The 26873-nt window shown below is 69.6% G+C and carries 24 protein-coding genes; 18 read left to right on the top strand and 6 right to left on the bottom strand.

From position 1 onward, the window contains the following. Positions 1 to 36: 36 nt before the first annotated feature. Positions 37 to 909, bottom strand: coding sequence for a polysaccharide deacetylase family protein (locus ACIBH4_RS01235; RefSeq protein WP_362508526.1), 873 nt, complete (start codon positions 907 to 909; stop codon positions 37 to 39). Positions 910 to 1199: 290 nt separating this feature from the next. Here ACIBH4_RS01235 and ACIBH4_RS01240 point away from each other — a divergent pair, with 290 nt between their 5' ends. The 9 genes from ACIBH4_RS01240 (at position 1200) to ACIBH4_RS01280 (ending at position 10702) form a co-directional block, all read left to right on the top strand. After that, positions 1200 to 2267, top strand: coding sequence for a fatty acid desaturase family protein (locus ACIBH4_RS01240; protein ID WP_399171352.1), 1068 nt, complete (start codon positions 1200 to 1202; stop codon positions 2265 to 2267). A 223-nt stretch (positions 2268 to 2490) separates the two neighbouring features. Then, a complete protein-coding gene (locus ACIBH4_RS01245; RefSeq protein WP_362508523.1) occupies positions 2491 to 3207 on the top strand; it encodes a carbon monoxide dehydrogenase subunit G in 717 nt (238 codons plus the stop codon). A gap of 209 nt (positions 3208 to 3416) precedes the next feature. After that, positions 3417 to 6209, top strand: coding sequence for a Na+/H+ antiporter subunit A (locus ACIBH4_RS01250; protein ID WP_362766124.1), 2793 nt, complete (start codon positions 3417 to 3419; stop codon positions 6207 to 6209). Further along, positions 6206 to 7027: a Na(+)/H(+) antiporter subunit C gene (locus ACIBH4_RS01255; RefSeq protein WP_362508517.1), complete on the top strand. Its 822-nt coding sequence runs from the start codon at positions 6206 to 6208 to the stop codon at positions 7025 to 7027. Before ACIBH4_RS01250 ends, ACIBH4_RS01255 begins: the two co-directional genes overlap by 4 nt. Then, the gene (locus ACIBH4_RS01260; RefSeq protein ID WP_362766122.1) at positions 7027 to 8634 is read left to right on the top strand and encodes a Na+/H+ antiporter subunit D; all 1608 of its coding nucleotides are present in this window, start codon (positions 7027 to 7029) and stop codon (positions 8632 to 8634) included. The genes ACIBH4_RS01255 and ACIBH4_RS01260 overlap by 1 nt, the downstream gene beginning before the upstream one ends. Beyond that, entirely contained in the window at positions 8631 to 9191 is a 561-nt protein-coding gene (locus tag ACIBH4_RS01265; RefSeq protein WP_362508511.1) for a Na+/H+ antiporter subunit E, read from the top strand. The genes ACIBH4_RS01260 and ACIBH4_RS01265 overlap by 4 nt, the downstream gene beginning before the upstream one ends. Continuing rightward, the gene (locus ACIBH4_RS01270; protein ID WP_362508508.1) at positions 9188 to 9448 is read left to right on the top strand and encodes a monovalent cation/H+ antiporter complex subunit F; all 261 of its coding nucleotides are present in this window, start codon (positions 9188 to 9190) and stop codon (positions 9446 to 9448) included. The genes ACIBH4_RS01265 and ACIBH4_RS01270 overlap by 4 nt, the downstream gene beginning before the upstream one ends. Then, entirely contained in the window at positions 9445 to 9777 is a 333-nt protein-coding gene (mnhG, locus tag ACIBH4_RS01275; RefSeq protein ID WP_362508505.1) for a monovalent cation/H(+) antiporter subunit G, read from the top strand. Before ACIBH4_RS01270 ends, mnhG begins: the two co-directional genes overlap by 4 nt. A gap of 25 nt (positions 9778 to 9802) precedes the next feature. After that, complete coding sequence (locus ACIBH4_RS01280; protein WP_362508502.1) at positions 9803 to 10702, top strand: hypothetical protein; 900 nt, start codon at positions 9803 to 9805, stop codon at positions 10700 to 10702. A gap of 8 nt (positions 10703 to 10710) precedes the next feature. Here ACIBH4_RS01280 and ACIBH4_RS01285 read toward each other — a convergent pair whose 3' ends face one another. Beyond that, a complete protein-coding gene (locus ACIBH4_RS01285) occupies positions 10711 to 11676 on the bottom strand; it encodes an MBL fold metallo-hydrolase (protein WP_362766119.1) in 966 nt (321 codons plus the stop codon). Positions 11677 to 11983: 307 nt separating this feature from the next. Continuing rightward, the gene (locus ACIBH4_RS01290; protein ID WP_362508496.1) at positions 11984 to 12865 is read right to left on the bottom strand and encodes a serine hydrolase; all 882 of its coding nucleotides are present in this window, start codon (positions 12863 to 12865) and stop codon (positions 11984 to 11986) included. On the opposite strand from ACIBH4_RS01290, the gene ACIBH4_RS01295 reads away from it, so the two are divergent. From ACIBH4_RS01295 to ACIBH4_RS01305, 3 genes are all read left to right on the top strand, one after another. Beyond that, positions 12864 to 14183, top strand: coding sequence for a LysR substrate-binding domain-containing protein (locus ACIBH4_RS01295; protein ID WP_362508494.1), 1320 nt, complete (start codon positions 12864 to 12866; stop codon positions 14181 to 14183). The two genes, ACIBH4_RS01290 and ACIBH4_RS01295, sit on opposite strands and share 2 nt — an antisense overlap. A gap of 404 nt (positions 14184 to 14587) precedes the next feature. Then, positions 14588 to 15040, top strand: coding sequence for an ATP-binding protein (locus ACIBH4_RS01300; RefSeq protein ID WP_362766117.1), 453 nt, complete (start codon positions 14588 to 14590; stop codon positions 15038 to 15040). A 373-nt stretch (positions 15041 to 15413) separates the two neighbouring features. Beyond that, complete coding sequence (locus ACIBH4_RS01305) at positions 15414 to 16112, top strand: DsbA family oxidoreductase (RefSeq protein WP_362508488.1); 699 nt, start codon at positions 15414 to 15416, stop codon at positions 16110 to 16112. Between the two features lie 37 nt (positions 16113 to 16149). Here ACIBH4_RS01305 and ACIBH4_RS01310 read toward each other — a convergent pair whose 3' ends face one another. Further along, positions 16150 to 16782, bottom strand: a complete 633-nt coding sequence (locus ACIBH4_RS01310) for a thymidine kinase (protein ID WP_362508485.1) — start codon at positions 16780 to 16782, stop codon at positions 16150 to 16152. 285 nt (positions 16783 to 17067) lie between these two features. After that, positions 17068 to 17706, bottom strand: coding sequence for an SRPBCC family protein (locus tag ACIBH4_RS01315; RefSeq protein ID WP_362508482.1), 639 nt, complete (start codon positions 17704 to 17706; stop codon positions 17068 to 17070). A 335-nt stretch (positions 17707 to 18041) separates the two neighbouring features. Between ACIBH4_RS01315 and ACIBH4_RS01320 the strand changes: the two genes are divergently transcribed. From ACIBH4_RS01320 to ACIBH4_RS01340, 5 genes are all read left to right on the top strand, one after another. Beyond that, positions 18042 to 18488 carry a hypothetical protein gene (locus ACIBH4_RS01320; RefSeq protein WP_362508479.1) on the top strand — a complete coding sequence of 149 codons (447 nt, stop codon included), beginning with the start codon at positions 18042 to 18044 and terminating at the stop codon, positions 18486 to 18488. Between the two features lie 209 nt (positions 18489 to 18697). Then, positions 18698 to 20845, top strand: coding sequence for a hydantoinase/oxoprolinase family protein (locus tag ACIBH4_RS01325; protein WP_362766115.1), 2148 nt, complete (start codon positions 18698 to 18700; stop codon positions 20843 to 20845). Continuing rightward, positions 20838 to 22907, top strand: a complete 2070-nt coding sequence (locus ACIBH4_RS01330; protein ID WP_399171353.1) for a hydantoinase B/oxoprolinase family protein — start codon at positions 20838 to 20840, stop codon at positions 22905 to 22907. Before ACIBH4_RS01325 ends, ACIBH4_RS01330 begins: the two co-directional genes overlap by 8 nt. Positions 22908 to 23234: 327 nt before the next feature. Then, entirely contained in the window at positions 23235 to 23438 is a 204-nt protein-coding gene (locus tag ACIBH4_RS01335; RefSeq protein WP_068904148.1) for a cold-shock protein, read from the top strand. Positions 23439 to 23550: 112 nt separating this feature from the next. Next, positions 23551 to 24198 carry a histidine phosphatase family protein gene (locus tag ACIBH4_RS01340; RefSeq protein WP_362766112.1) on the top strand — a complete coding sequence of 216 codons (648 nt, stop codon included), beginning with the start codon at positions 23551 to 23553 and terminating at the stop codon, positions 24196 to 24198. Positions 24199 to 24275: 77 nt separating this feature from the next. Here the strand turns inward: ACIBH4_RS01340 and ACIBH4_RS01345 are convergent, their stop codons facing one another. After that, complete coding sequence (locus ACIBH4_RS01345; protein WP_362508469.1) at positions 24276 to 24848, bottom strand: ATP-binding protein; 573 nt, start codon at positions 24846 to 24848, stop codon at positions 24276 to 24278. Positions 24849 to 25065: 217 nt separating this feature from the next. Between ACIBH4_RS01345 and ACIBH4_RS01350 the strand changes: the two genes are divergently transcribed. Continuing rightward, complete coding sequence (locus ACIBH4_RS01350; RefSeq protein ID WP_362766110.1) at positions 25066 to 26664, top strand: hypothetical protein; 1599 nt, start codon at positions 25066 to 25068, stop codon at positions 26662 to 26664. Positions 26665 to 26873 lie beyond the last annotated feature (209 nt).

Raw genomic sequence — 26873 nt, forward strand, 5'->3', positions numbered from 1 at the left:
GCGGGTCGCGGCTTCCCGCTGTGCGCCGGAGATCGCTCAGCGGGTCGCGGCCTCCAGATACGCGTCGAGGTTGCCGATCTCGAAACCCCGGCGCTTGATCTTCGCGACGAGGATCCCGAAGTCGCGGGCGAGGTTCGGACGGAAGTGCAGCAGCAGGATGTCTCCGGGGCGGAGCTTCTTGTCGGGCACCTGGTAGGCGATCTTCCCGCCCGGTTGCACGGTCGCGGTCCAGAGCAGGAGCGCGTCGATGCCACAGGCCTTGGCGGCCCTGCGGGTGAGGGTGTTGTGGTTGCCGAACGGTGGGCGGAACAGGGTGGGCGTGGTGCCGGTGTGCCTGCGGATCAGCTTGGAGACGCCGCAGATCTCGGCCTTCTGGCCCTCGTAACCGAGCGCCGGCAGGTTCGGGTGGGTCAGCGTGTGGTTCTCGATCGTCGCCCCCGCGTCGCGCAGGTCGCGCACGTACCCCCACTTGCCCGCACCGAGGTATCTGCCGCCCTGTGCGGTCGGGTCGGCCGCGCCCTTCGCCTCCACGGCGTCGCGGGTGACGAAGGCCGCCACGGGAATCCGCTGGTCGCGGATCCGTGCCACGAAACCGGGGTCCTGCTCCCAGCCGTCGTCGATGGTGAGGAAGACGACCTTCCTTTTGGTGGGAATGGAGCTGATCACCGGAGGCAGGCCGTCGCCGGGGCGGGGGATTCTGCCCACCTCACCCGGCCTGGGCCTCACCCCGGGAGGCCCTGTCGGTCTCGCCGCCTGCTCTCCTGAGGAGGGCTTCGAGGCTCGGGAGGCGCCCGGCGCGGGGGTGGCACCGTCGTCGCCTCCACCGTCGAGGCCGGTGGCACACCCGGCGCTCACCGCCAGAGCCGTCGCCGCCGCCGTTCTGATCGTCCAGTATGTCCCCGATGCCATGGGCGACCATCCTGCCAGCAGCCGGGAGCCCGACCTAGCGGGTCCGAAGAAGGCAAGGGGGATGAAGGGGCTGAAGAGGGGTTGCTCCGGTGGCTATCTTGTGATCACCCCTGAATTCTCACATTTACCGGGGTAGGGTCAGCACTACCACAAGCTGGGGTGGGAGCGGGGGTTTGCGATCACAACGACCACGGAATCCTGGGATGGTCGTCTTGTTTGGGACACGCCGATCTGTGGCGTTCCCTACTGACACAGTCATGTCGAGTGATCCGGCCCATCTGAGGAGAACCGTGCCCAACTCAACCGCGATCGATGACGAGGACCTTCCCGCCATCCCGGGAAACGGGGAGCGAGGCAGTGATTTCGCCCGCCTGTCGCGCCGGATCGCCCAGGCCGGGCTGCTCGACCGGCGCCCCGGTTACTACACCGTACGGCTCGGCCTGGTCGCGGCGGCCTTCGTCGGAGGCTGGGCCGCCTTCTTCGCCCTCGGTGACTCGTGGTACCAGCTGCTGGTGGCGGCCTTCCTCGCGGTGGTGTTCGCCCAGATCGGGCTCGTCGCCCATGACCTGGCCCACCGCCAGGTCTTCCGCTCCCGCCGCTCCAGCCAGATCGCCGGGCTGGTGGCAGGAAACGTCGCCATCGGTATGAGTTACGGCTGGTGGATGGACAAGCACACCCGCCACCACGCCAATCCCAACCACGAGGACCACGACCCCGACGTCAGCCCCGACTTCCTGCTCTGGTCACCGGAGCAGGCCGCCGTCAGCAAGGGGTTGCCCAGGTTCCTGGGCCGCTGGCAGGCGTTCCTGTTCTTCCCGCTGCTCACGTTCGAGGGGTTCAACCTCCACGTGTCCAGTGTCCGGGCATTGTCGCGCCCGACGATGAAGAACCGGGCCGTGGAGGCCTCGCTGCTGGTCGTGCACGCGGTCCTGTACGTGGGCGCGCTGTTCGCGGTGCTGTCGCCCGCCAAGGCGGTGGTCTTCCTCCTCCTGCACCAGGCGATCTTCGGCGTCTACCTGGGCTGTACCTTCGCCCCCAACCACAAGGGCATGCCGATGCTCAGGGGCGAGGACAAGCTCGACTTCCTCCGGCGCCAGGTGCTGACCTCGCGCAACGTGCGCGGCGGCGTGGTCCTCGACGTCGTACTCGGCGGGCTCAACTACCAGATCGAGCACCACCTCTTCCCGAGCATGCCGATGCCCAACCTGCGCCGCGCCCAGCCGATCGTCCGGGCGTACTGCGAGGAACTGGGGGTCGACTACCTGGAGTCCGGCGTCGTCAGCTCGTACGCGCAGGCGCTGCGCCACCTGCACGACGTGGGCGAGTCCCTGCGATCGAAGAGTCCCGTGCCCAGCTAGTCCAGCTCGGTCGGCCCGGTTGGTCCGCGCCCGGCCGGCCGGCCGGGCGGCTCGCGTTCCGCCCGTCCCGGGCAGGGCCCCGCGTTCCGTGGACGCGAAGGGCCGGCCCGGGACGCCGAGGCGGCGTCCACCGGTGCTGGGACAGCACTGACAAGGGTGGGGCGCGGCGGCGGGCAGATGTTGCTGTTATCCGCCCGCCCGGCGATTGCCTATGGTGCTTGGTGTGAAGCTCGAAGGCAGTGCCGTGCTCGGCATCGACAGAGATCGTGTGTGGTCAGCGCTCCAGAACCCGGCCGTGCTCGTACGCACGATCCCGGGGTGCGAGCGCCTTGAGGAGACGGGGCCGGACACCTACCGGATGACCGTCACCGCGGGGGTGGCCTCCATCAAGGGCGTCTACCAGGGCGAGGTCGCCCTGTCTGAGCCCGAGGCGCCGGAACGGTTCGTGCTCAGGGCCCGGGGCCAGGGCGCTCCGGGAACCGTGGACGCCACCGTGGAGATCCGCCTCAGCGAGGTCGAGGGCGGCACCCGGATCGACTACGACGCCGAGGCCGTGATCGGTGGCATGATCGGCGGCGTCGGCCAGCGCATGCTCGGCTCCGTCGCGAGGAAGACCGCGGGGGAGTTCTTCTCCGCGGTGGAGAGCCATCTCGCCTCCGGAGGGGTTCCCGCCGACCATGCTCTCGTCGAAATCGCGCCGGGCGGCGAGCCTTCGCTCGCCGCACCCGCCGCAGCCCCCTCGCTCGCCACGCCGGCATCGCCGGCCGGGGCAGGCCAGGTCGTAGCCGCGCACGTCTTCGAGCGCCCGGCCCCGCTCAGGGAGACCAAGTCCGGAGTCCCCGCCTGGTCGCTCCTGGCCGCGTTCGGCATGGGCGCGGGCGTCGCGCTCGGCAGCGCGGTGATCGGCTGGCTGCTCGGCCGTAGCGGCAGAAAGCGGTGATGTCGCTCACAGCAGGAGCGGGGCGATCGTTTCCTACGCCCGCGCCGCCGGAGATGCGAATGGCCCTGCCAGCAGGAATGCTCCTGGAGTTGATCATGATTCGGTGGAGGGCGGGCGCTCCCCGGCCAGGCGGTCCGCGAGTTTGACCTGTCAAAGTCGGGCCTTCTAGGATCCTGGCGTACGTCTGCCACGACGGGTCACGGGGGAACATGGAGCCGCTGCTGATCCTGCACGCCGTGGCGGCGATGCTCGCTCCGGCATTGGTGCGCCGCTTCGGCAGGAACGCGTTCTTCCTGCTCGCCGCGCCACCCGCCTGCGGATTCGTCTACACGATCTGGATCGCCCTCACCGGCATCCCCGTCGAGTCGCACCACGACTGGGCGCCCGGCCTCGGCATGGGACTCTCCTTCCGCGTCGACGCGCTCGCCCTGCTCATGATGGCCCTGGTCACCGGCGTGGGCACCCTGGTCGTGCTGTACTGCTCGCGTTACTTCTCCGCGGGCAGCGAGGGGCTTGGCCTGTTCGCCGGGGTGCTCGTCGCCTTCGCCGGGGCGATGCTCGGGCTGGTGGTCGCGGACGACCTGCTGCTGCTGTTCGTGTTCTGGGAGCTGACCACGGTCTTCTCCTACCTGATGATCGGTCACGACCCCGCGAGCAGGAGCAGCCGCAGGGCCGCGATGCAGGCGCTGATCGTCACCACCACCGGCGGCCTCGCGATGCTGGGCGGCATGATCATACTCGGCGAGGCGGTGGGAACGTACCGCATCTCGCAGATCGTGCAGAGCCCGCCGTCCGGCGGCCTGACGGCGGTGGCGGTGGTGCTGATCCTGATCGGCGCGCTGTCGAAGTCGGCGGTCTTCCCGTTCAGCATGTGGCTGCCCGCCGCGATGGCCGCGCCGACCCCGGTCTCGGCCTACCTGCACGCCGCGGCGATGGTGAAGGCGGGCGTCTACCTGCTCGCCCGCCTGGGCCCGGCCTTCGGAGGGCTCGCCGCCTGGTGGTGGACCGCCGTACCCCTTGGCCTGCTCACCATGCTGTTCTGCGCCTGGCGGGCGCTGCGCGAGCACGACCTCAAGAAGCTGCTCGCCTACGGCACGGTGAGCCAGCTGGGTTTCCTGACGGTGCTGTTCGGCGTGGGCACCCGCGACGCCGCGATCGCCGGGGTCGGGATGCTGCTCGCGCACGCTTTGTTCAAAGCCTCCCTCTTCCTGGTCGTCGGCGTCATCGACCACTCCACCGGTACCCGCGACCTGCGCAAGCTGAGCGGTCTGCGGCGCTCGGCGCCCTGGCTGGCCGTGGTCGGCACCGGGGCCGCCGCCTCGATGGCCGGCATCCCGATGTTCCTGGGGTTCGTCGGCAAGGAGGCGGCCTTCGAGTCGCTGATGACCGGGCGGGGCATCGACACGGCGGTGCTCGCCGGGATCGTCCTCGGCTCCGCGCTCACCGCCGGCTACAGCGCGCGTTTCGTGTGGGGCGCCTTCGCCGCCAAGCCCGGTGTCGAGCCGGTGGACGTGCGCTCCTTCGGCGCCGCGGAGTTCGTGCCGCCCGCGCTGCTCTCCGCGCTCGGCCTCGCCGCCGCCCCGTTCGCCGCCCTGTACGGCGGGGCGATGGAGAGCTACACCGACACCTTCGCCGGGCCCGGTCACGGCACCCACCTCGCGCTGTGGAGCGGCGCCCCGGTGCCGCTGCTGCTCTCGGCCCTCGCGCTGGGGGGCGGAGCGCTCCTGTTCCGGTTCAGGGAACCGGTGGCGCGGGTCGGGGAGTCCCTGCACGTGATCGACTCCGGCCGGTCCTACTGGGCACTGGTCCGCGGGCTGGAACGCTTCTCCCTGCAGCTGACCGGCGTCGTCCAGCGCGGCTCGCTGCCCGACTACCTCACGATCGCGTTCGTCTCGGTGGCGGCGGTGGGGGTCTTCTCGCTGACGTACGGCCCCGGATCCGACCTCGGGCTGGACACGGTGGTCTGGGACCGCATCGAGCAGCCCGTCATCGGCGTGCTCATCGTCGCCGCGGCGGCCGTCGCGCTCCGGATGCGCTCGCACGTCGTGCTCGTGCTGCTGGCCGGCCTGACGGGGTACGGCACGGCGCTGCTCTTCCTCGTCCACGGCGCGCCCGACCTCGCGCTCACCCAGTTCCTCGTCGAGACGCTGAGCCTGGTCGTGTTCGTGCTGGTGCTGCGGAGACTTCCCCTCGGGCCGAGGGAGGACCGGGGCCGGCTGTCGTTCGGCGTGCGGCTCACCCTCGGCATCGTGAGCGGTCTCGTGGTGGCGGGGGCCGGCATGTTCGCGATGAACGCGCGGCAGGCGATACCGGTCGGCACACTGATGGCCGAGGCGGCGCAGGAGGCCGGGGCCGCCAACATCGTGAGCGCGCTCCTCGTCGAGATCAGAGCCTGGGACACCATGGGGGAGAGCTCCGTCCTCGTCGTCCTCACCCTCGGCATGACCGGCCTGGTCTTCCTGCGCAGCAGGGCGCACGCGACGCAGCCCCCGCAGAAGAGGGCCGACGAGGAGAAGCCCAGGACGTACTGGCTGGCGAACACCCAGCCCGCCGGACAGCGGATGGTGATCCTGGAGTTCGTCGCCCGGGTGACCTTCCACACCGTGATGCTGGTCTCGATCTTCCTGCTGTTCACCGGGCACAGCGCGGTGGGCGGCGGGTTCGCCGGAGGCATCGTGGCCGGTCTCGCGCTGGTCCTGCGCTATCTCGCCGGAGGCAGGCACGAACTGGCCGCCGCCGTGCCGGCCGCCCCCGGGGTGCTGATCGGTCTGGGACTCCTGCTGTCCACGCTCACCGCGCTGGTGGGGCTGGTCGCGGGCGCCGGGGCGCTGGACATGCTCGCCGCCGATCTGTACATCCCGCTGGTCGGCAAGCTGCACCTGTCGACGGTGCTCCTGTTCGACATCGGCGTCTACATCACGGTGATCGGCATGGTGCGGGACATCCTGCGCAGCCTGGGCTCCGAGCTGGATCGGCAGATCGACGAGGAGGAGAGCCGGTGACCGCGCCCGTAGTGCCGCTCCTGGTGGTCGCCGTGCTCGTGGCCGCGGGGGTCACGCTGCTGCTGGAGAGAAGCCTGGTCCGGCTGCTCGCCGGCGTCATCATGCTCAGCAACGGAGTGAACCTGCTCATCCTCACCGTGGGCGGGCCGCCGGGAGCGCCGCCGATCCTGGGCACGGTGGAGCCGGAGCGGATGGCCGACCCGCTGCCGCAGGTCATGGTGCTCACCGCCATCGTCATCACGCTGGGCGTCACCGCCTTCCTGCTCGGCATGATCCACAGGTCCTGGCAGCTCACCGGAGCCGACGAGGTGCAGGACGACACCGAGGACCGCCGGGTGCGGCTGCGTGCCAGGCGGGGCGAGCTGAGCCAGGCCGTACTCGACCGTCAGGCGGCCTACCAGCAGCTCGTCCTTGAGCAGCGCGCCGAGATGACCCGGCTGGAGGAGGAGCACAACGAGTGGGAGCGCAGGGAGGCGGAAGAGCTGGAGCAGCGGATCCTCGACGTCAACGCCGACCTGGGCCGCTGGCTGCAGGCGCACAAGAACGACGAGTTGTCCGCGGAACGGCTCGCCGAGCGGTTCGCCGAGGCCCAGCAGGCCGAGGACCTCTCCAAGGAGGAGCGGGAAAGACGCCTCAGTGAGGTGCGTGCCGAGTTCGCCCGCAGAGAGCGCGAGCAGGCCGCGCGCGAGCGCGAGATCCGCAAGCGGCTCCGCGTCCGCCAGCGCGACGCCCGCCGGCAGATGCGCGCCGCGATCCGGGAGGACCGGGCACGACAGGCCAGGGCGCAAGATCCCGAGCTCGAGGGGGAGGAGGACTGATGGAGGCACTCATCCCGGTGCCCGTGGTGCTGCCACTGCTCGCCGTCGGCCTCAAGCTGGCCATCGGCAGCAGGCTGCGCAAGCTCCAGGCGCTCATCAGCGTGGGCACGCTCGCGGTGGTGCTGGTCGTCTCGCTGATCCTGATGTTCGCGGCGGACCAGGACGGCCCGCTGGTGGCCCATGTCGGGGGCTGGAGCGCGCAGATCGGCATCGCGCTCGTCGCCGACCGGCTCTCCACGCTGATGCTCGCGGTCTCCTCCGCGGTGACGCTCTGCGTGATGATCTACTCGCTCTCCCAGTCATGGGCGGACCAGGACTACAAGGCCTCGCTCTCGATCTTCCACCCGGCTTACCTGATCATGGTCGCGGGAGTGTCGGACGCCTTCCTCTCCGGTGACCTGTTCAACCTCTTCGTCGGGTTCGAGATGCTGCTCGGCGGCTCGTACGTGCTGCTCACCTTCGGCGGGACCGAGTCCCGCATCCGGGCGGGCGCCACCTACACGGTGGTGGGACTCACCTCCTCACTGCTCTTCCTCGTCGCGATCGCGGTGACCTACGGCGCCACGGGCACCGTGTCGATGGCGCAGCTGGCCGAGCGGTTCGCGGTGCTGCCCGACCACGTCAGGCTGCTGATCGAGTTGATGCTCCTGCTGGTCTTCGCGGTGAAGGCCGCGATCTTCCCGATGTCGGCGTGGCTGCCCGACTCGTATCCGACCGCGCCCGCTCCCGCGACGGCGCTCTTCGCCGGCCTGCTCACCAAGGTCGGCGTCTACTCGATCATCCGCCTGGAGGCGCTGCTCTTCCCCTGGGGGCCGGTGAGCAACCTGCTGATGTGGGCGGCGCTGCTGACCATGCTCGTCGGGGTGCTCGGCGCGGTGGCGCAGAGCGATATAAAACGAATGCTCTCCTTCACCCTGGTCAGCCACATCGGCTACATGGTGTTCGGAGTCGCCCTGTTCAGCGCCCAGGGGATGGCGGGCGCCATCTTCTACGTGGCCCACCACATCACCGTGCAGACGAGCCTGTTCCTGGTGACCGGCATGATCGAACGCCGCACCGGCACCACCTCCCTGGACAGACTCGGCGGCCTGGCGAAACTGTCACCCGTCATCGCGGTGCTCTTCTTCGTGCCCGCGATGAACCTGGCGGGCATCCCGCCGTTATCAGGCTTCCTGGGCAAGCTCGGGCTGATCCAGGCCGGGGTGGCCGACGGTAGCCCGATGGCGATGACCCTGGTCGCCGGGGGACTGGTCACCAGCCTGCTCACCCTGTACGCGGTGGCCACGACCTGGAACAAGGCGTTCTGGCGGGTGCCGCCCGAGGGAATGGTCACCGAGGGTGGAACCGTGCTGGAGACCCAGGAGAACGGTGACGGAGAGGACCCGAAGGGGGCGCCGGTCACGAACGGGAAGGGGAAGGGGAACGAGGCGATCGTCACCTCCGTCACCCTGCCGAAGCTCATGTTCGCCTCCACGGCCGCCCTGGTGGCGCTCGCCCTGTCCTTCACCGTCCTGGCCGGTCCGCTGCACGCCCTGTCCGAGCGGGCCGCGGAGGAACTCCTGGCCCGCGAACCGTACATCTCCGCGGTGCTCGGCGGTGGGCGATGAGCGAGTCCCGTCCGGCGTTCACGGTGCTGAAGCTGCTGGGCAGGCCCGTGCCGCTGCCGCAGGTGCTCTGGCTGACGCTGATCTGGCTGATGCTCTGGGGCGACCTGAGCGTGGGCAACGTGCTCGGGGGCCTGCTGGTCGGGCTGCTCCTCGTGTGGCTGCTACCCCTGCCGCTCCAGGACACCGGCATCCGGTTCCATCCCATCAACATCCTGTCGTTCATCGTCCGCTTCATGCGGGACATGGTGATCTCCAGCTCCCGAGTGATCTTCTGGGCGCTGAGGCTGGGCAAACCACCGCCGATCCAGATCGTCGAGGTGAGGTTGCGCACCTCGTCGGAGCCGATCGTGGTGCTGATGACGGTGGCGCTGTCGGCGCTGCCGGGCAGCCTGGTGCTGGAGGCGAACACCCAGGAGAAGAAGCTCCTGCTCCACGTGCTCGGCATCTCCGGCGACCTGGAGACGGTCAGCCGGATCACCCAGGATGACGTGACCCGGCTGGAGAAGCGCATCGCGGCCGCCTTCGGTACCCGAGCGGACCAGGAGGAGGTGCGATGACGACGGTTTACCTGATCGTTCTGGGGATGCTCGCCGTCGCGGCGGCGATGACGCTCTACCGGCTGGTGCGCGGCCCGACGATGCTGGACCGCGCCGTCGCGCTTGACGTGCTCACCGCCGTCGTCATCTGCGCGGTCGGGGCGGGGGCGGCCGTCTACCGGGAGTACTCGGTGCTGCCCGTGCTGCTGGTGCTCTCCCTGCTGGGATTCGTCGGCTCGGTCTCGCTGGCCAGGTTCTTCTCGGGACGTGCCCGGTGAGCGCCGCGATGGACGTGGCCGCGGCCGTCTTCCTGCTGCTGGGGGCGACGCTGGCGTTCGCGGCGGGGGTCGGCATGGTCAGGTTCCCCGGCACCCTGGCGCGCATGCACGCGGCGACCAAACCCCAGGTGCTCGGCCTGCACTTCATCCTGCTCGCCATGTGGCTGCGCGACCCCAGCTGGAAGATCGCCGGTGTCATCCTCCTGGTCGCCGTCTACCAGGTGGTGACGGCGGCGGTCGCCGCCTACGTGGTGGGAAGGACCGCCCATCTCACCGAGTCGCCACAGGACGACGGCACGGCCGTACCGCACGGTGACACTCGCGCCTAAGGATCTCCCGGCGTACCGTGTCGGTATGCGTGATGCACGTGCGGAGGACGCGAGGACCGAGGCCAGACGACTGATCCGTGATCTCCTGGGTGAGGAGCGGCCGGACGCCGCCCTGCTGCTGAGCGAGGCGAGGTCGGTGCTGGGCGCCGACCGCGTCGCGCGTTCCGTCGAGCTCGCGCGCGGCGCCCCCCTCACCCGCAGGTCCACCGAACTCGCCGCGCTCGCCGGCCTGCTGGTCGGCACCCGCGAGCTCGGCGAGCGGTGGTGGCACCAGGAGCGCGGCGACAAGCTGCCCGCGCCCGACGAGGCGCTCAGGACCTCCACGGCGATCGAACCGTGGACCGACCTGACCGTCCTGGAGATGCTCGCCGCCTGGATCGCCGACGACGCGGCCGACGAGGCCTGGGGCCGTCCGGCCGCCGTCACCGACCTCAACTCCTGGCAGGCCGAGGACCGGGTCGAGCTGCCCAAGGACGCGCACCCCGGCCAGCGGGTCGTGGTCTCCTTCGACGCCGGCGGCCGTCTCGACGCGGTGGTCCTGCGCCGCCCCGACGACGAGCTCGGCTCCAACCTCGACTTCGACTCCCTGCGCTACTCCCGCCCCGCCGAGGCCCAGTGGAGCTGGGGCGTCGCCGCCGGGCTCGGCCCCCACCGGCTGGACGAGCACCCCGACCCGTACGAGCGGCCGGTCGACGCCGAGGCCGCCGCGACCCTGCACACCTGGGCACTGCGCCACGGCGCCTCCGCCGAGCAGGCCGGTGAGGTGTGGCGCGACAGGGGCGACGTCATCGCCTCCATCGAGCGGATCGACTGGATGTGGCGCAGCGGCGAGTGGTTCGCCTGGTGGCGCGGGGTGTCCGCCCTGGTCGACGGCGAGCCCGAGCAGCTGGCCGCCCGCCTGGAGGAGATCTCCTCCGCCCTCTAGCGCGGGCGTCAGCCGAAGGTGTGCGGTGTCAGGTAGTCCGGGATCACGACCTTCGTCCCGGGGCTCACCCTGCGCACCGCCGCGACGAACTCGGCGAGGCTCTTCCTCGACTTCTCGTCGGCCTGAGGCGGGTTGCGCAGAGCCACCTCGAAGTTGTCCCAGTGCACGGGTACGACCACCTGCGGCATGTCCAGGGCCCTCAGGAGGCGCGGCACGTAGTCGTACGTGGACGACGAGGAGGTGGTGGGAATCATCGCGACGTCCGGGGCGAGACCGCTGAGGTTACGCTCGACGAAGTCACTGCCTCCCATGAAGAAAACCGAAGGACCGCCCTTGACCGTCACCTGGAACGCCAGGGTGTCGCCCTCGGGCAACTCGGAGATGTTCTTCGGCCTGCGTTTCGGCCTGGTCAGCCGGACACCGGGAAAGAGCATGGAGTAGTTGGCGTTGCGGCTGTGCAACGACGCCACCACCTCGACGACGTAGTCGCCGAAGTCCAGGACCTCTCCGCCCTTCACCGGGCTGAGCAGGCTGTCCTTCACGTCGTACGCCAGGGCCAGGTTGCAGGTGGTGGCGGTGCCGACCATCCGTGCCCCGGTCGAGGTCGCGATGTGCGGGACGTCGTTGAAGTGGTCCCAGTGCGCGTGCGTCACCAGCACGACCTGCGGGGTGCCCGTGTGCCTGCGGACGGCCTCGGTGTCGACCTTGAGCGATGTGGCGGGATCGAACTTACCCGCCGCCAGGCCGGTGTCGAACCGTGTCACGTACGGGTCGACGAGGAGCGTCGACGATCCCACATCCACTCGCCAGCCCGACGTGCCGAGCCAGCGGAACGTCGCGGAGGTCTTCCTCCCACTCGGACGCGGGGTCGCGGCCCCGGTGGGGGACGGGGACAGGAGGGTTCCGGCCATCGGCACCAGCGCGGCCCCCGCCGTCGCGGTACGCAGGAAACCTCTTCGATCAAATCGGGACATGTCTCCCCTTGGGTGCGTGTGAACATACGGCCGTCGTCCAGGCATCCCGGGGACGGCCGTCGGCCGCGTGCGGCCCGATGAGGACCCAACCATCGCCGCACCGGCCGCGTCCAAGATTCGCGACCGTCGTCTCCCATAGGCGAACACGTATCGGAGCAGATGAAACGGGGTGTCGGCGACTCATGGCCGGCAGAACCCGCCTTGAGCGCGGTGTGTCGACGGCGGGAGTCGCCAGGCTCGTCAGCGCGTCGCCGGAACTCGTGCCGGTGGGACTCAACGGGCCCGTCGACGCGTCGGCGGGCAGGGCTCACCCGGCTCGCAGCGCGTCGACGGCGGTCCGCGCGGCCTGGCCGATCGCCAGGTCGACGTCGAGACGCCGGGTCGGCAACTCCCCGCTCCGGGCGAAGACCGCCACCGCGTAGCTCTCACCGGAGGGATACTCGACGACCCCGGCCTCCATGTGCAGGCTCGGCAGCGTCCCCGTCTTGGCCGCCACCCGCGTACCCGGCGGGAAACCCGAGGCGATCCGCGTCCAGAAGATCTGCCGTGTCATGTAGTCGCGGACGGCCGCGCACGCCTCCGGCGGCCCCGCCTCGTCGCGCCAGATCAGTCCGAGCAGCCCGGTCACGTCGCGCGCCGTGCTGGAGGTCGTGCGATCGGGATCGAGGACCCGCAGCGCCCGAACCCGCTCGGGGGACAGCGTCGGGAAGATCCGCGCGAACTCGGCGTCGTCCCGCGCCCCCACGTCCGCGAACATCGACTCCAGCACCTGCCTGGGCCCGCCGATCACGCGCGTGCGCTCCAGTCCCAGCTCCGCGGCGAGCATCCGCACGGTGTCCAGGCCGATCCTCCGCATCAGCAGGTCGGCGGCGGTGTTGTCGCTCACCTGCACGGCGAAGTGGACGAGATCACGCAGTGACATCTCCACGTCGTCCGCGCATCCGGCGGTGCCCCACCCGCCGAGCCTGTCCTCCGCCGTCACGAGAACCCGCTCGGCGGGGTCGAGCTGGCCTGCCGCCGCCTGACGGGCGAACTCCAGGACGAGGAGCACCTTGAAGATCGAGGCGATCACGACCTGCTCGTCGGCGCGTACGGCGATCTCACGGCCCTCGGCGATGTCCAGCGCGTGCAGGTGCCCCTCGACCCCCGTGGCCGCGAAGATCTCCGCTATCCGTTCCTCTGGCGACATGCCCGCAACGCTATCCAGTCCCGTGCCCCTGTCCGGACCCGCCGCCGGGGTCCTGCCCGTGCTCGCCCAGGGAAACCTGCCGGGACCTGCCAGCGGAGTTCTGAGCCCGCCTGGGCCCGCCGCCGGAAGCCTGTTCCCACCTGCGACGCGACGCGGGTGCGCAGGGCCGTGGACGATCGCCTATCGTGACGCCGTGGACCTCACCCGGCATCTGCGGCACTTCCTCGTTGTCGCGGAAGAACTGCACTTCGGCCGTGCCGCGGAGGTGCTGGGCATCGCGCAGCCTCCGCTCAGCCAGTCGATCCAGAGGCTGGAGCGCGAGCTCGGCGCAGAGCTGTTCGACCGCTCGCGCCGGCAGATCGAGCTCACGATGGCGGGACGGCTTCTCGTCGGGGAGGCCGGACGGTTCCTGGCCGGTGAGGAGCGGCTGCGGACGATGATGCGCCAGGCCGCCGACGGTGAGCTGGGAACCCTGCGCGTCGGGGTGCCCCCGGAGATCCCGGCCGTGACGCTGCACGCTCTGCTGGGGCTCCTCGGGGAGGAGGCACCGGGACTGCACCTGGAACTCCACGAGCTCACCACTCCGGAACAGCTGCGCGGCCTGGCCTCCGCCCGCCTCGACGCGGGTCTCGTGCACCACCCCGTCGAGATTCCCGGTCTGCGGTCCGGCCCCGTCGTGGAGCTCCCGCTGGGCGTGGTGCTGCCACGTACCTCCCCCCTGGTGCTGGCGCGGCCGGGCTCGCGACCCGAGCCGGAGCAGGACCCGTGGCCACAACAGGACCCTGGGTCCGCCTTCGGTTCCCGGCCGGAGGCCGGGAGCGAGGCGCGCTCCAAGCCGGACCCACGGCCGGGCTCGCAGCCGGAGTCGCGACGGCCGAGGGGGCGGCCGTGGGAGATCGCGCTGGCCGACCTCGCCGGGCACGACCTCGTCGTCTTTCCTCGCGAGACCTCCCCGGCGTGGTACGACCGGATGCTCGATGTCTGCCGCGCCGGGGGGTTCTCGCCCGTACGCCTCAGGCACGCCCGCAACCCGGAGTTCCTGCTGGGGCTCGTGCTGGCCGGGCAGGGGGTGGCGTTCGAGCAGGAGGCGATAGCCCGCAGGGAACCCCGTCTGGTCTGGCGCCCTCTCGCCGGTAACCCCCTCACGCGAGGGATCCGCGTCGCCTGGCCGGAGCGGTCGGCACACCCCGCCGCCGCCAGGTTCGCCGCCCTGGCCGCCGAGGTCCTCACCCGGGACGCCGCAGGGACACCACGGGCGGTGCCCGGGACGTCACCGTCGCCCACGCCCCGCCCCTGGTCCGTCATATACACCCCCTAGTTTCCTCGCCCCTGGCCGGTCGTGAGGGGGAACGAGCTTTACCCGGCGCGGGGAGAATCCCATATCGCAAAGAATGCTCTACCAGGACAAGACCGTATCCCTGTCGACCCTCAATACATGTGGGTGTAAATACGGATAAATTGATACATAAATGGCGACAAAATCAACGGTGCGTTCGCCGGGGAGTGTGGTGGAAGATCCCACACCATGTACGGGTCATAGAACGGGTGAGTGAGGTCGACGACGGAGGTTCCCGGTTACGGTCGGAACCGTCCGCCACGAACCGGCCGTGCCGAGGGACCGCCGAGGGCCGCTGAGAGGCGGGAGGCGCGGGTGCGTGCCAGGGCGCTGTCGCCGGGAGACGGAAGCGTTCCCGTCCATCGAGGGCTTTTCGGGAGGTCGGCATGAGACTGTTCATCCATCTCGCCCTCTTCGTGGCCGCCGTCCCGCTTCCTCGACCCCGCCCCAAGAGGGCGTCCTGGCCGCTCTTTCCCGTCGCGGCCTCGGTGCCCAGGGCCCGGTGGCTGATCGGCGGCCGACTGGCCCAGTGGGGGATCGACGGCCAGAGCGAGGTCGCCCGGCTGCTCGTCAGCGAGCTCGTCACCAACGCGCTGCGCCACGCGTGGGGACCGATCCGGCTCACCATCTCCTACCGGGACGGAACGCTGCGCTGCGAGGTGGGTGACGCCAATCCCGCCCCGCCCGTCCCGCGCGACGCCCATGAGGACGACGAGGGAGGGCGCGGGTTGCAGCTGCTGGAGCTGCTCTCCGACCGGTGGGGCAGCGACCGCACGCCCACGGGGAAGGTCAGCTGGTTCGAACTGGCCGACAGGCGTTCCGGTGGTTCAGTGGCGTGAGAGGGGTAAGAGGGCTTTCGGGGACTCGGCTCACCCGACACGAGAGGAAATCCTCTCCCCATGAACGACACGGACGACTCGCGCCGCTCGGACGGCGGTACGCGAAGAGAAAAGCGGGCCATGTCCGCGCATTCACCCGAAGGAGTCCCGAACGATGCGTCAGATCCGGATCCGCAGGCGACCGCGACGCCCCATCAAGGGCATGCTGGACCTGCGGACCCCGTCGGGAAGGCTGCTGCCGTACTGACCCCGCCGCCGGGCGTGAACACCCCGTCCGGCGTCGCCCCTCATCCCACCGGACCCGCGGCGCGCGTGTCCGTGCCCAAGGATGACGGGAGGAATCAGCGGATCCCCGTACCGGTTGCAGCGTTGTGTGAAGGTTGAAATTTATTCAGACGTTGTCTGCCCCTGGTGCTACATCGGCCACACCCGCTTCGCCCGCGCCGTGGAGCGCTACCGGGCCAAGGGCGGTGAGGTGAAGATCGAGTTCAGGCCGTTCCAGCTCGCTCCGGACGCGAAATCCAGTGGCGAGCTCACACGAACCTGGGCGGCGGCGAAGTTCGGCGGGGCCGAACAGGCCGCCCAGATGTTCGCGAGAGTGTCCGGGGTCGCCGCCGAGGACGGGCTGGTGCTGGACTTCGATCACGCGATCCAGGCCAACACCCTCGACGCGCACCGCCTCATCCAGCTCGCCGGAGAGCAGGGCAAGGGGGAGGAGGCGCTCTACGCCCTCTTCCGCGCCCACTTCACCGACGGTCTCGACATCGGTTCCCGGGAGGTTCTCGCCGGGCTGGCCGGGGAGATCGGCATACAGGCCGACCTGGACGGGGAGGACGGCGTGGCGGCGGTGAAGGAGGAGCTGGCCCAGGCTCGCGCGATCGGTGTCAGCTCGGTGCCGCTCTTCCTTTTCGAGGGCCAGTTCGCCGTCTCCGGAGCCCAGCCGGAGGACACTCTGCTCGCGGCTCTCGAGGAGGTCGCCGAGCGCACCGGCCAGTCCCCGGCCGCGAAGGCCGTGAAGGCCGCGACGGCGGGTGGCGACGCCTGCGACGACGAGGGCTACTGCCCGGTTTGACGGGTTTTGATGAGAGTTCTCCTGCCCCGCGGAGAGGTCAGCCGGGCAGGCCGAGCTCGCCGGAGCGGTGGTGTCGGCGGCACAGGACCTGGTAGCGGATCGGATCGGCACCCGTGTCGCCGATGACGACCTGCTCACCCGTACGGACCATCCTGCCGCCGACCACCCGGGCGTTCAGGCGCCCGGGGCGCCCGCACCAGCACAGGACCTCGACCTGCAGGCGGTTGATCTCGTCGGCCAGTTCGAACAGCCGCTGGGCGGCGGGGAACATCTGCGAGCGGAAGTCCGAGGCGAGGCCGAAGGCGTAGACGTCGACGCCGTGGTCGTCGGTGAGATCGGCGAGCTGCTCGATCTGGGCGACCGTGTAGAAGCACGCCTCGTCGCAGATGACGTAGTCGATGGGGTCGTGCGCGCGGACCAGGGCTACCAGGTCGAGGTCGTCGACGACCTCGACGGCCTCGCTGCCCAGGCCGATCCGGCTGGTGACCTGCGGGGCGCCCGAGCGGTCGTGCTTGGTGAGCACCAGCCCGCGCCTGCCCTGGCGGCCGTGGTTGTAGTTCATCTGCAGGGCCAGCGTGGACTTGCCGCAGTCCATCGGCCCGAAGTAGAAGCGCAGCACTCCGTCCCGGGAACCGGCGGGAACGGCGGAGAGGGCAGACGATTCGGTCACGGGGGGCCAGCCTAGTACTCCGGCCACGCTCCGCGATCTCCACCCCTGATGATCGGTTCGCCGCTCCCACCTGCCGCCGGGGCGCGCGGCGCCTCCTGTCTCGTCCGGCGGGACCGCTTCCTGACTTCCCGGACTGTTTCCGGTTTCTCAGCCCGTTTCGGGCCGTTTCCAGGCTCGCCGGGCAGAGACCTCCGGCGAGCCCGGGGAACGGGAGCAGAAGAGCGGGACGGGACCGGCCGAGGGGAGCTCGCCCTCCGGGGTCCGGTGAGCTCCCCGGCCGGTGGGTCAGAGCTCGCCGCTCTCGATCGCCGCCTTGAGGCCCGCCTGCGTCGCCTGGTGGGAGGAGACGCCGTTCGTCACGGTGAAGTCGAGGAGCAGGACGCTCGCCTCGAAGGTGAGATGCTCGGTGACGCGCGTCCGCCCGTCGCCCAGGTCGTGAAAGACGATCTTCTGGTGCGTGACGACGTTCGGCAGCGTCCAGGTGTCGGTCTCGTAGTAGAGGGCGTCGCGGTGAACGCGCTGCTGCGCGTGCGTGTTGACGGTGACGGGCAGTCCGGCGACCGGGATGTTCTCCACGGCCGTGAGGTTGACGTAGCGCGTCCCGGCGTCGGTCCAGTCGGCGTGGGTGACGACCCGCTGCAGGAACGAGTGCGCGCCGAGGTGGTTGTTGATGTTCGAGTAGGCGTCGAACACGTGTTCCACCGGCGCGTCGATCTCAATGGAGACGTCGCGCTTGGCCTGGCCGCGCCCCGTGATCGGGAGGGGAGCGGTGAGGCACTCGTAGAACCTGTAGGTGTTCCACGCGATCTGCCACTGGGCGGCGAGAACGGGGTCGGTGTCGGCGCGGGCGGGGGCCGAGAACACGGTGGTGAGAAGGACGACGGCGGACAGCGGGGCCACGAGGAGCCGGAGGAGCTTCGTCACAGATACCTCTGAGAGCCAGGCGAGAGTAGTAGATCTCTTGTATCTCGTCTGATCACGGTTTAGTACACCGCCGGCGGATCGTGATCGCGATGTTTCATGGATGGCTCGTTTTCTTACATCCGCCAGAAAAGAGGGCGATCTCCGGGCGACAGTGAGCCGTGCGGCGTATGAGGACGTTTGGGGAGACGATGTCCTGGTAGGGGTGGGGAGTCCCCGACCGACACGCCCCGACCAAGCCCCTACTAAGCCCCGACAAGACCTGACATGGTCTGACTTGGCTTGACGGCGAAAACCATGGGAGATTCCTTTTGGTCTATCGAAAAGTGGGAGAATCTGTGACGACCACCAACAACTCCGCTCCGCCCCACGGCAAGACCCCGGCCGTCGTGACCTCAGGCCCCTCCAGCGCGGAAACCGCCGAGATACCCACGGCCCTCGCGGCGATGATGACCGAGGACGAGGCCGTCGCCGCCCAGGCCGAGGCGGCCCGCTGGCGGTACGGGTTCTACGTCGTCATCGTGGGACTCCTGGTCATCCTGATCGGCTTCGTGGTGATCGCGCTGCGCGCCGGCGACACCGCCGCGCCGTTCGCCGGGCTCGTCGGCGTCTCGGGCGCCATCATCGGCGCCTACTTCGGCGTGCAGGTCGGCCAGTCCGGCAAGGACCGGGTCGAGGCCGAACTGCGCCGTACGAACGAGATGGCGATCCGCCTCGCCGCCAAGATCCACGCGCACGACGCCGACGCGGTGATCAACACCACCATGGGTCCCCGCCGCCGCTAGAGTCCCACCCCCCGACCTCCCGGCCCGTGACGGCGAGGCCGTCTCCGGGACGGGGGCGTCGTCCTCGGTGAGGCCGTCTCCCGGGTGGGAGCGTCTCCGGCGAGGCCACCTGCCACGCCACCTGCCGCCAACACTGCACAAGGAACGGCCACAGCTTCGGCAGTGTCCGCCGATTTGTGGACTCGCCGGGACTGGGTAGACACGGGGGCATGCGCAGCGTCCGTATCGGGGTCGACACCGGAGGCACGTTCACCGACGTGGTAGCGGTGGACGAACAGACCGGTGAGATCACCACCACCAAGACTCCCTCCACCCCGGCCAACCCGGCCGACGGGTTCATGGAGGGGGTGCGAAAAGTCCTGCGTAAGGCGGCCGGCGCCGAGGACGTGACGATGGAGGCCGTCTCGGCCGTCGTGCACGGCACCACGGTCGCCACGAACCAGCTCCTCGAAGACCGCATCGCCGACCTCGGCTTCGTCACCACCGAGGGCTTCGAGTTCATCCTGGAGATCGCCCGCCAAAGCGTGCCGGACGGCTACGGCAACTCCTATTTCTGGGTGAAACCACCCCGCATCGTTCCGGTGCACCGGGTCAGGACCGTCGGTGGACGGCTGGACCACACCGGAGCGGAGGTGCGGCCCTTCGACGAGGAGCAGGCCGTCGCGGCGGCCCGCTGGTTCCGCGACCGCGGCATCACCGCGATCGGCGTCTGCTTCCTGCACTCGTACGCCAACCCCGCCCACGAACTGCGCATGCGAGAGGTGCTCGGAAGGGAGCACCCGGACGCCGTCGTCTCGCTCTCGTGCGACGTGCTGCGCGAGTACCGCGAGTACGAGCGGTCGGTCACCACCCTCGTCGACGCGGCGGTCAAACCGACCATGCGCCGCTACATCGCGAACCTGGCCGAACGCCTGGATGCGGCGGGAAGCACGCGTACGGGAAACCCGGAAAAGGGGAGCGCGCAGCAGGGAATCCCGGAGAAGGGAAGCGCGCGGCAGGGGAGCGCGGAGAGGGGGAGCGGCATGCCGTTCTCCGTCATGAAGAGCAACGGCGGCGTGCTGTCCGCGGCCGAGGTCGTGCACCAGCCGATCACCACCGTGCTCTCGGGACCGGCCGCGGGCGCGCTCGGCGCCGCCCTCATCGCCGCCACCGCCGGGCACCCCTCGGTGATCACCCTGGACGGCGGCGGCACCTCGACCGACGTCGCGGTGGTCGTCGACGGGGAACCCTCCCTGACCACCGAGGGCAGCATCGGCCGCTACCCCTGCAAGATCCCGATGATCGACATCGTGACCGTCGGCGCGGGCGGCGGCTCCGTCGCGTGGATCTCACCCGAGGGCACGCTCAAGGTCGGCCCCAGATCGGCCGGAGCCGACCCGGGCCCGCTCTGCTACGGCCGGGGCGGCACCGAGGTCACCGTCACCGACGCGCACGTCTTCCTTGGCCGGGTCCCGGCGCACCTGCTCGGCGGGGAGATCCCGCTCGACGCCGACGCCGCCCGCGAGGGCATCGAGGCGCTCGCGGGCAAGATCGGCCTGACCCCGGAACGGACAGCGGCGGGCATCCTGGAGATCAGCGCGTTCAACCAGTCGAACGCCATCCGCCAGATCACCGTCAAACGCGGCCTGGACGTGCGCGACTTCCCCATGGTCGCCTTCGGCGGCTCGGGACCACTGCTGGTCTGCCGGTTGATCGACATCCTCGGCCTGCCATCGGTGATCGTCCCGCCGGACCCGGGCAACGTCTCGGCCTTCGGGCTGCTCACCGTGGACGTCAAGAACGACTACGTGCGCACCTTCGTCACCCGCGACCTCTCCCCGAAGGACGCCGAGGAGATCTTCGGCGACCTGGAGGGACAGGCCGCCTCCGCCCTGGACCGCGAGGGCTTCGCCGCAGACGCGCACGTCTACGCGCGCAGCGCCGACCTGCGCTACAACGGCCAGGCCTACGAGGTGAGGGTGCCCGCCCCCGCAGGACCGCTCGACGAGGCATGGCGGGCCGAGGTGCTGGAACGCTTCCACACCGAGCACCGCAAGCTCTACGGGTACGGCTACCGCGACGACCCCCGGCACGGCGTCGAGTGGGTCAACCTCCGCGTCTCCGGCATCGGCCCGATCACCCGGCCCTCCATCGGACGCAGGCCCCACGGCGACCCGCACCCCGAGCCCACGGCCTCCCGCGAGGTCTTCTACGACGAGTGGGGCACCGCACCCATCCACCGCCGCCGCGACCTGACCGCAGGAGCGAGGATCACCGGCCCGGCGGTGATCGAGGAGTACGGCTCCACCCTGCCGCTCCACCCCGGCTTCACCGCGACCATGGACGAGTTCGGAAACCTGGAGGTACGCCGTGCATGACGCGGATCGGCCGACGATCGCGGACGAGCGAGGAGCGGTGAGCGGTGAGCGACCGGTGAGCACGGGCGGGCGGCCTACGAGCGGGGCCGACCCGGTGCTGGTGGAGATCGTCGAAGGCACCCTCGCCTCGGTGGAGATGGAGGTGGAGACGGCGATCGCCCGCACCGCCCGCTCCCCCATGATCCGCGACGCGCACGACTTCCGCGCGGGCATCCACGACGTACGGCTGCGCAAGCTGACCGGCAGGTCCTACTCGGCGCTGGTCCAGCCGATCGTGCGGGACTTCCCGATCGACGAGATGAAGCCCGGCGACGTGTTCTTCCACAACGACGTCTACCTGTCCGAGGGCGGCATCGGCCACCTGCCCGACCTGTGCGTGACGGTCCCGGTCTTCCACGACGGACAGGTCGTCGCCTTCGTCCAGGCGTTCGGCCACCACGACGACATCGGCGGGGCCGTACCGGGCTCCATGCCGAGCAACGCGCGCAGCGTGTTCGAGGAGGGACTGATGGTCCCGCCGATCAAACTGTGGGACGAGGGCGTGCCCAACCGGGCGGCACTCACGATCATGACGCGAAACTCCCGGATGCCCGACTCCCTCGCCGGAGACCTGGACGCCGAGTGCTCGGCCTGCCTGATGGGCGCGCGGCGGCTGGGCGAGCTGTTCGACCGCTACGGGCGCGAGGCGGTCGAGGCGTGCTTCGACGCGATCATCTCCAACACCACCGAGACGTTCCGCAGGGAACTGCTGGCCAAGATCCCCGAGGGCACCCACGTCTGGGAGGACTACGCCGAACACGACGGCGTGGACTCCCCCCGCCTGCACACCCAGCGAATGACCCTCACCGTCGACCACTCCGCGCCGGTGCCGCTGGTGATCGACTTCACCGGCACCTCCCCGCAGGCCAAGGGCCCGATCAACCACGCGGGCGACTACGCCGACGGGGTCTTCCTGAAGAAATGGCTCGCGCCGATCCTGCGCAACCTCGCCGACACCCCCGAGCGGATGGCCGAACTCGACGTCAACGAGGGCGTCGTCCCCCTCATCGAGATGCGCTTCCCCGAGAAGGGCACCCTGCTCACCCCGATCTTCCCCGCCCCCACCAACGCCCGTACCTTCGTGATCCTGCGCCTGCTCGGCGTGCTGGCCGGGGTGCTGGCCAAGGCGACCGGCGGCCGGATGCCCGCCGACCAGGAGACCATCCGCTACACCGGCGTCTACGGCGACGGCCTCGACGGCACCCCGTACCTGATGAGGGAGGTCCTCGGCGGCGGCTCGGGCGGCCGGTGGTACGCCGACGGCGAGGACACCATCCACGTGGTGCCCGACTCGCGCAACATCCCGGTCGAGTTCGCCGAGTCCCGCTGGCCCTTCCGCGTCGAACGGCTCGGCCTGGCCCGCGACTCCGGCGGCCCCGGCCTCTACCGGGGCGGCCTCGGCTACGACAAGCACCTGCGGATGCTCCGGGACGCCTCGTTCATGTCCATCGCCGACCGCTCGATCCTGTCCTGCTGGGGCGTGAACGGCGGCCGGGCCGGGCAGCCCTTCGTCGTGGAGATCGAGGGTAAGGAGGTGACTCCTCCGCTCCCCAAAGAGAGCGGCTTCTCGCTTCCCTCGGTTGAGGTAGGCGACGGCCAAGCCCTGACCGTTTCAAACACAGGAACGGTAGCAGGGAAGCAATCCAGACAACAGGTAAACTTGGCAGTCCCCTCGCTAAGAACGATGGAGGGCCTGGTGGACGACTCACCGGTCCGCGCGGGCGAGATCATCCGGGTCCGCACCACGGGCGGAGGCGGCTGGGGCTCCCCGCTGGACCGCGACCCCGCCCTGGTGGCCGCCGACGTCCGCGACGGCAAGGTCTCACCCGAGGGTGCCCACGACGACTACGGGGTCGTCCTGAGCGGCGACCCCGACGATCCCCGGGTGGACACCGAGGCCACCGCGACCCGCCGCGCGGGCCTCCGCGCCGCCCTCCCGGCCGATCGGCCCTTCTTCGACCGGGGGCCCGGCTTCCCCACCCTGTCGGGCGGCCTGCCGTACCCGGAGGTGGACCTCATCTGACGCCCGTGGTGGGCCCACCTTCTCCGTGTTCCTGAATGTTCCTGAACGCCGATCACAGGCGGGTATCGGTGTGTAAGGAGCGGTCTGTCGGCGGATGATCGTCGATGGGTCCGCCTTGGGACAGGGTGGGCTCGTGTGTTGGTCCGGACAGGTGCTAGCCTGGACGTAGTTGCGGTTGTGGTACCCATGAAACTTTGTGTGCACCTGACGGATAACCCTTCAGGTGCATTTTGTTTTCCCGGTCATCTCCGGATGGGCTCATCGCGGCGACGCGGGATCCGCGCGGTGCGGATCCCGGCTCTGCCCCCTGTTCGAAGGAGAATGATCATGGCAACTGGAACCGTTAAGTGGTTCAACTCGGAAAAGGGCTTCGGCTTCATCGAGCAGGACGGCGGCGGCGCCGACGTCTTCGCCCACTACTCCAACATCGCCGCCCAGGGCTACCGTGAGCTGCAGGAGGGCCAGAAGGTCTCCTTCGACGTCACGCAGGGCCAGAAGGGCCCGCAGGCGGAGAACATCGTTCCCGCCTAGTAGCACCTGTACTTCACGGGCCGGGGCCCGCACCTTTCCAAGGTGCGGGCCCCGGCTCGTTTCGTGCCCGGCACTTCTTTCCCGCTGATCAAAAAAGTGTTTTCATACGAGAATGCCGCTGACGATCACTGTGGTTCGACATGGTCAGAGCGAGTCCAACGTGGCCTTCGAGGAGGCCCTCCGTGCGGGCAGGGCGGTCGTCCTGGACCGCCCGGATTTCGAGGCCGAGCTGACCCCGCTCGGCAGGGAGCAGGCCACCAGGCTGGGGCGGCACCTCGCGGCAGGGGATCCGCCGGAGCTCGTCCTGTGCTCGCCGTACCTCAGGACCGTGCAGACCTGGGAACTGGTCGCCGCCGAGCTGAACGCGGACCCCGAGGTCCGGCTGGAGCCGAGACTCAGGGACCACGACATGGGGCGCTGGTCCGGGATGAACGTACTGGCGATCGGGGAGAGGTTTCCAGACGAGTCGGAGAACTTGATCGCGCGCCTGTACGGCGGCTTCCGGCCCCCGGACGGGGAGAGTTTCCCGGATCTCGCCGGTCGGATCCGCGAGGTGGTCGAGGAGTTGCGTGCCAGGCACACCGATCGCCGGGTTCTCGTCGTCGCGCACGATTCCGTCGTGCTGATGTTCAGGCACGTGATGGAGGGTGTCGCGATCAACTCCGTCGGGGAGTCCGGCCCGGTCGGCAACGCCTCGTTCTCGGTGTGGCGCGACTCCAAGCCTGAGATCTTCAACGAGATAGGCCATTTGCGGGATTAGCTTCCTAAGCGGATTCCGCGGGGGTCCTGCGAAGTCGCGGCGCATCAGTCGATTCCCGGGGGCGTCGCGAGGCCTTCTCACGTCGAGAGGTAGGCCCAGACCCGGTGGCCGACGGTGGGGCCACCCTGGTAGCCGACGCGGGTGGCGAGGGCCGCGACGGTCGCCAGGCCACGGCCGTTCTCCTCGTTCGTGTCCGGCGGATGCTCCCCGCGAAACCACGGGACACCGTTTCCGCCCTGGTCGTGCACGGTGATGAGGATGCCGGTCGCTTCGCCCCCGTGCCGCATGAACGACGCGCGGCCCAGTACGACCTCGACGGCGAAGGAGCCGCCCGCGTCGCCGCTGCGGCTGTGACGCAGCGCGTTGCCGGCCAGCTCGGACACGATCAGTTCGGCATCGTCGGCGCAGGGGGTGTCGGTGAGCAGGAAACGGACGAGCCTGCGGGCCTGGGCCACCTGGTCCGGCGTACCGGAGAAGGATCTTGCCCAGACCAGGTGGCCGGTAGGACGCGGCCGAGCCGGGGTGGTGGCCTGTCCGCGCCCGGGGAGTGAAATCGTGGCCGATGTGCTCTCGGTCGAGGAGCCGAGAGGCGGGTTCGAGTCGATGGGCGGGTGAAGTCGCTCGTGGCCGTGGCCGGAAGGTTGACGCATAAAACCGAACCCTGGCGCGAGATACCCGTGAAGAAGATCCCCGGTTTTTCGACCGGAGGGATCCCGATTATCGACCGGGGCGTCGTCCGTACGGCCAGGGACAGGTGATTTCCGTTCCCGCAGTCCTGTTTTTCGAATTCCCGATTCCCTGTCTTTCCGTGGTCAATCATGTACTATCCGTGACTGAAGCTTGGTCTGCATCGTACGCCGGGGGTTGATGACGATGTCCAGGGACGGTTACCACATCATGATCGACTGCCGGAAGCACAGCGAGCTGCTGCGGGCCAAGGGCTTCAGCTTCGATCAGATCGCGGACATCTTCACGCTCCATCACGACGTCAGCCCGCTGAAGCTGCACCGGTACGCGAACGGACTCACCGGTGCGCAAGCCGTGGCCGCCTACAACGACCTGGACCCGGCCGGTACGGCGGCGATGCGCGTACCCAGGCTCTACGTCTTCGAAGGGTGGCCCGACTCGGAGCGGCGTCCCAACGCCAGAGCACTGGCGATCTTCGCGCAGATCTACCACACCACCGCCCGACGTCTGGTCACCGATGAGACGTACGCCTCCTACAACCCGAACGACCGCGATCTCATCGACCGTACGGATCACCGGCACCTCGATTCCCAGGGGTCTCGCCACGCCCCGAGCGCGAGGGCCACTCGTGCCAGCATGGAGCCAGAAGCGGTGCGTGCGAGCGGTACGGTTCCCGCTGTCCTGACGCGTAAGGACTGCGCCGCCCTGCTTCGCGCCCTCAGAGCCGAGGAGGTCGACGTGAGACGACGGGATCTGCTGTTCGAGCTCGCCCTGGCGATGGGCGGCGCCCCCGCCGTCGCCCTGCTGCGCCATCTCTCCCCACCGGAGAAGGACCGGCTGGTGGCGGTAGTGCGCACCTCCGGTCGCGTGGACGCCGGGACCGTCGAGGTGATCGAGAAGCTGACCGCCCGGTGTCGCCGCCTGGACGACGACTTCGGCCCCGAGGTCGTGCTTCCCGTGGTCGACGCCCAGCGCGAGCTGGTCGCAGGTCTACTGCACGGTGAAACCCTGCTCCCCGCGCTGCGCGACCGCCTCACCCACGCCTACGCCCAGCTCAGCCAGATCTCCGGGTACGTCCATCATGATGTGCTGGACTACGAGGGAGCGCGACGGAGCTATCAGGATGCGCTCACCGCCGCTCATCAGATCGCGGACGCTCGCCTGATCGCCTACCTGCACATCCTGCTGAGCCGCATGGCGGCCTACCAGGGGCGAATGGGAGAGGCCCTTGATCACTCCTACGCCGCCCAGGGGTGGGCTCGGCGAGGCCCCAGTAATCTGGTGCGCTCCGTGCAGGCCATGGAACTCTCCCGCGTCCTGGCGCGGAGCGGCAGCATCGGGGAGAGCGAGCGTGCGCTGGCGCACTCGGTCAGGTTCGCCGAAGAGCCCCGCGATGAGACGGATCCCGCCTATCTGTACTGGTGGACGGCCAGCCAGGTGCAAAGCTGCACCTCGGACTGCCTGCTTGCCTGGGGACATCTGAACGAAGCGATCACTTCGGCCGAAAAGGTGCTGGCGCTGCGGACGACCCCCCAGTTCCTACGCGGTCAAACGCTCCTGCAATGCGCGGAGGCACTCACCCAGAAACGGGAGATCCCAGCCGCCGTCGACAAAATTCGTAGTGCTGCTCACCTCACCGGCTCGCACAGCTCCGGTCGGCTCGCCGACTCCGTACGGCAGGCGCGTACCCGGCTCCAGCCGTGGGCGGGCAACAAGCACGTCCGTCATCTCGACGAGGAACTTCGCTCCCTGGGCATCGTTTCCCAGGTCAAGGTATGAATCGAGCGGATCGCCGTCGTTTCGTCCTCGAAGTATCGGACCGGGCGGCTAACGTGATCTCGCTGCGGAGCTCGCGTTGATCACCCGGATCGAGGCTTACAACTACCGCCGCCTCCCCGCGCTCAGTGTCGACCTGGGCCGCTGCCACGTCTACTCCGATGGGGTCACGTCCGGAGCCTCCAACCAACTCGGGGTGACCCAGACCATCC

This window comes from Streptosporangium sp. NPDC050284 (genome assembly GCF_044459525.1).
Taxonomy (GTDB): Bacteria; Actinomycetota; Actinomycetes; order Streptosporangiales; family Streptosporangiaceae; genus Streptosporangium.

Coding starts and splice junctions, on each gene's coding strand:
- ACIBH4_RS01235 (WP_362508526.1), bottom strand. CDS start 909: ATGGCATCGGGGACATACTGGACGATCAGAACGGCGGCGGCGACGGCT.
- ACIBH4_RS01250 (WP_362766124.1), top strand. CDS start 3,417: ATGGAGCCGCTGCTGATCCTGCACGCCGTGGCGGCGATGCTCGCTCCG.
- ACIBH4_RS01260 (WP_362766122.1), top strand. CDS start 7,027: ATGGAGGCACTCATCCCGGTGCCCGTGGTGCTGCCACTGCTCGCCGTC.
- ACIBH4_RS01265 (WP_362508511.1), top strand. CDS start 8,631: ATGAGCGAGTCCCGTCCGGCGTTCACGGTGCTGAAGCTGCTGGGCAGG.
- ACIBH4_RS01270 (WP_362508508.1), top strand. CDS start 9,188: ATGACGACGGTTTACCTGATCGTTCTGGGGATGCTCGCCGTCGCGGCG.
- ACIBH4_RS01280 (WP_362508502.1), top strand. CDS start 9,803: ATGCGTGATGCACGTGCGGAGGACGCGAGGACCGAGGCCAGACGACTG.
- ACIBH4_RS01285 (WP_362766119.1), bottom strand. CDS start 11,676: ATGTCCCGATTTGATCGAAGAGGTTTCCTGCGTACCGCGACGGCGGGG.
- ACIBH4_RS01295 (WP_362508494.1), top strand. CDS start 12,864: ATGCCCGCAACGCTATCCAGTCCCGTGCCCCTGTCCGGACCCGCCGCC.
- ACIBH4_RS01290 (WP_362508496.1), bottom strand. CDS start 12,865: ATGTCGCCAGAGGAACGGATAGCGGAGATCTTCGCGGCCACGGGGGTC.
- ACIBH4_RS01300 (WP_362766117.1), top strand. CDS start 14,588: ATGAGACTGTTCATCCATCTCGCCCTCTTCGTGGCCGCCGTCCCGCTT.
- ACIBH4_RS01325 (WP_362766115.1), top strand. CDS start 18,698: ATGCGCAGCGTCCGTATCGGGGTCGACACCGGAGGCACGTTCACCGAC.
- ACIBH4_RS01335 (WP_068904148.1), top strand. CDS start 23,235: ATGGCAACTGGAACCGTTAAGTGGTTCAACTCGGAAAAGGGCTTCGGC.
- ACIBH4_RS01340 (WP_362766112.1), top strand. CDS start 23,551: ATGCCGCTGACGATCACTGTGGTTCGACATGGTCAGAGCGAGTCCAAC.
- ACIBH4_RS01345 (WP_362508469.1), bottom strand. CDS start 24,848: ATGCGTCAACCTTCCGGCCACGGCCACGAGCGACTTCACCCGCCCATC.
- ACIBH4_RS01350 (WP_362766110.1), top strand. CDS start 25,066: ATGACGATGTCCAGGGACGGTTACCACATCATGATCGACTGCCGGAAG.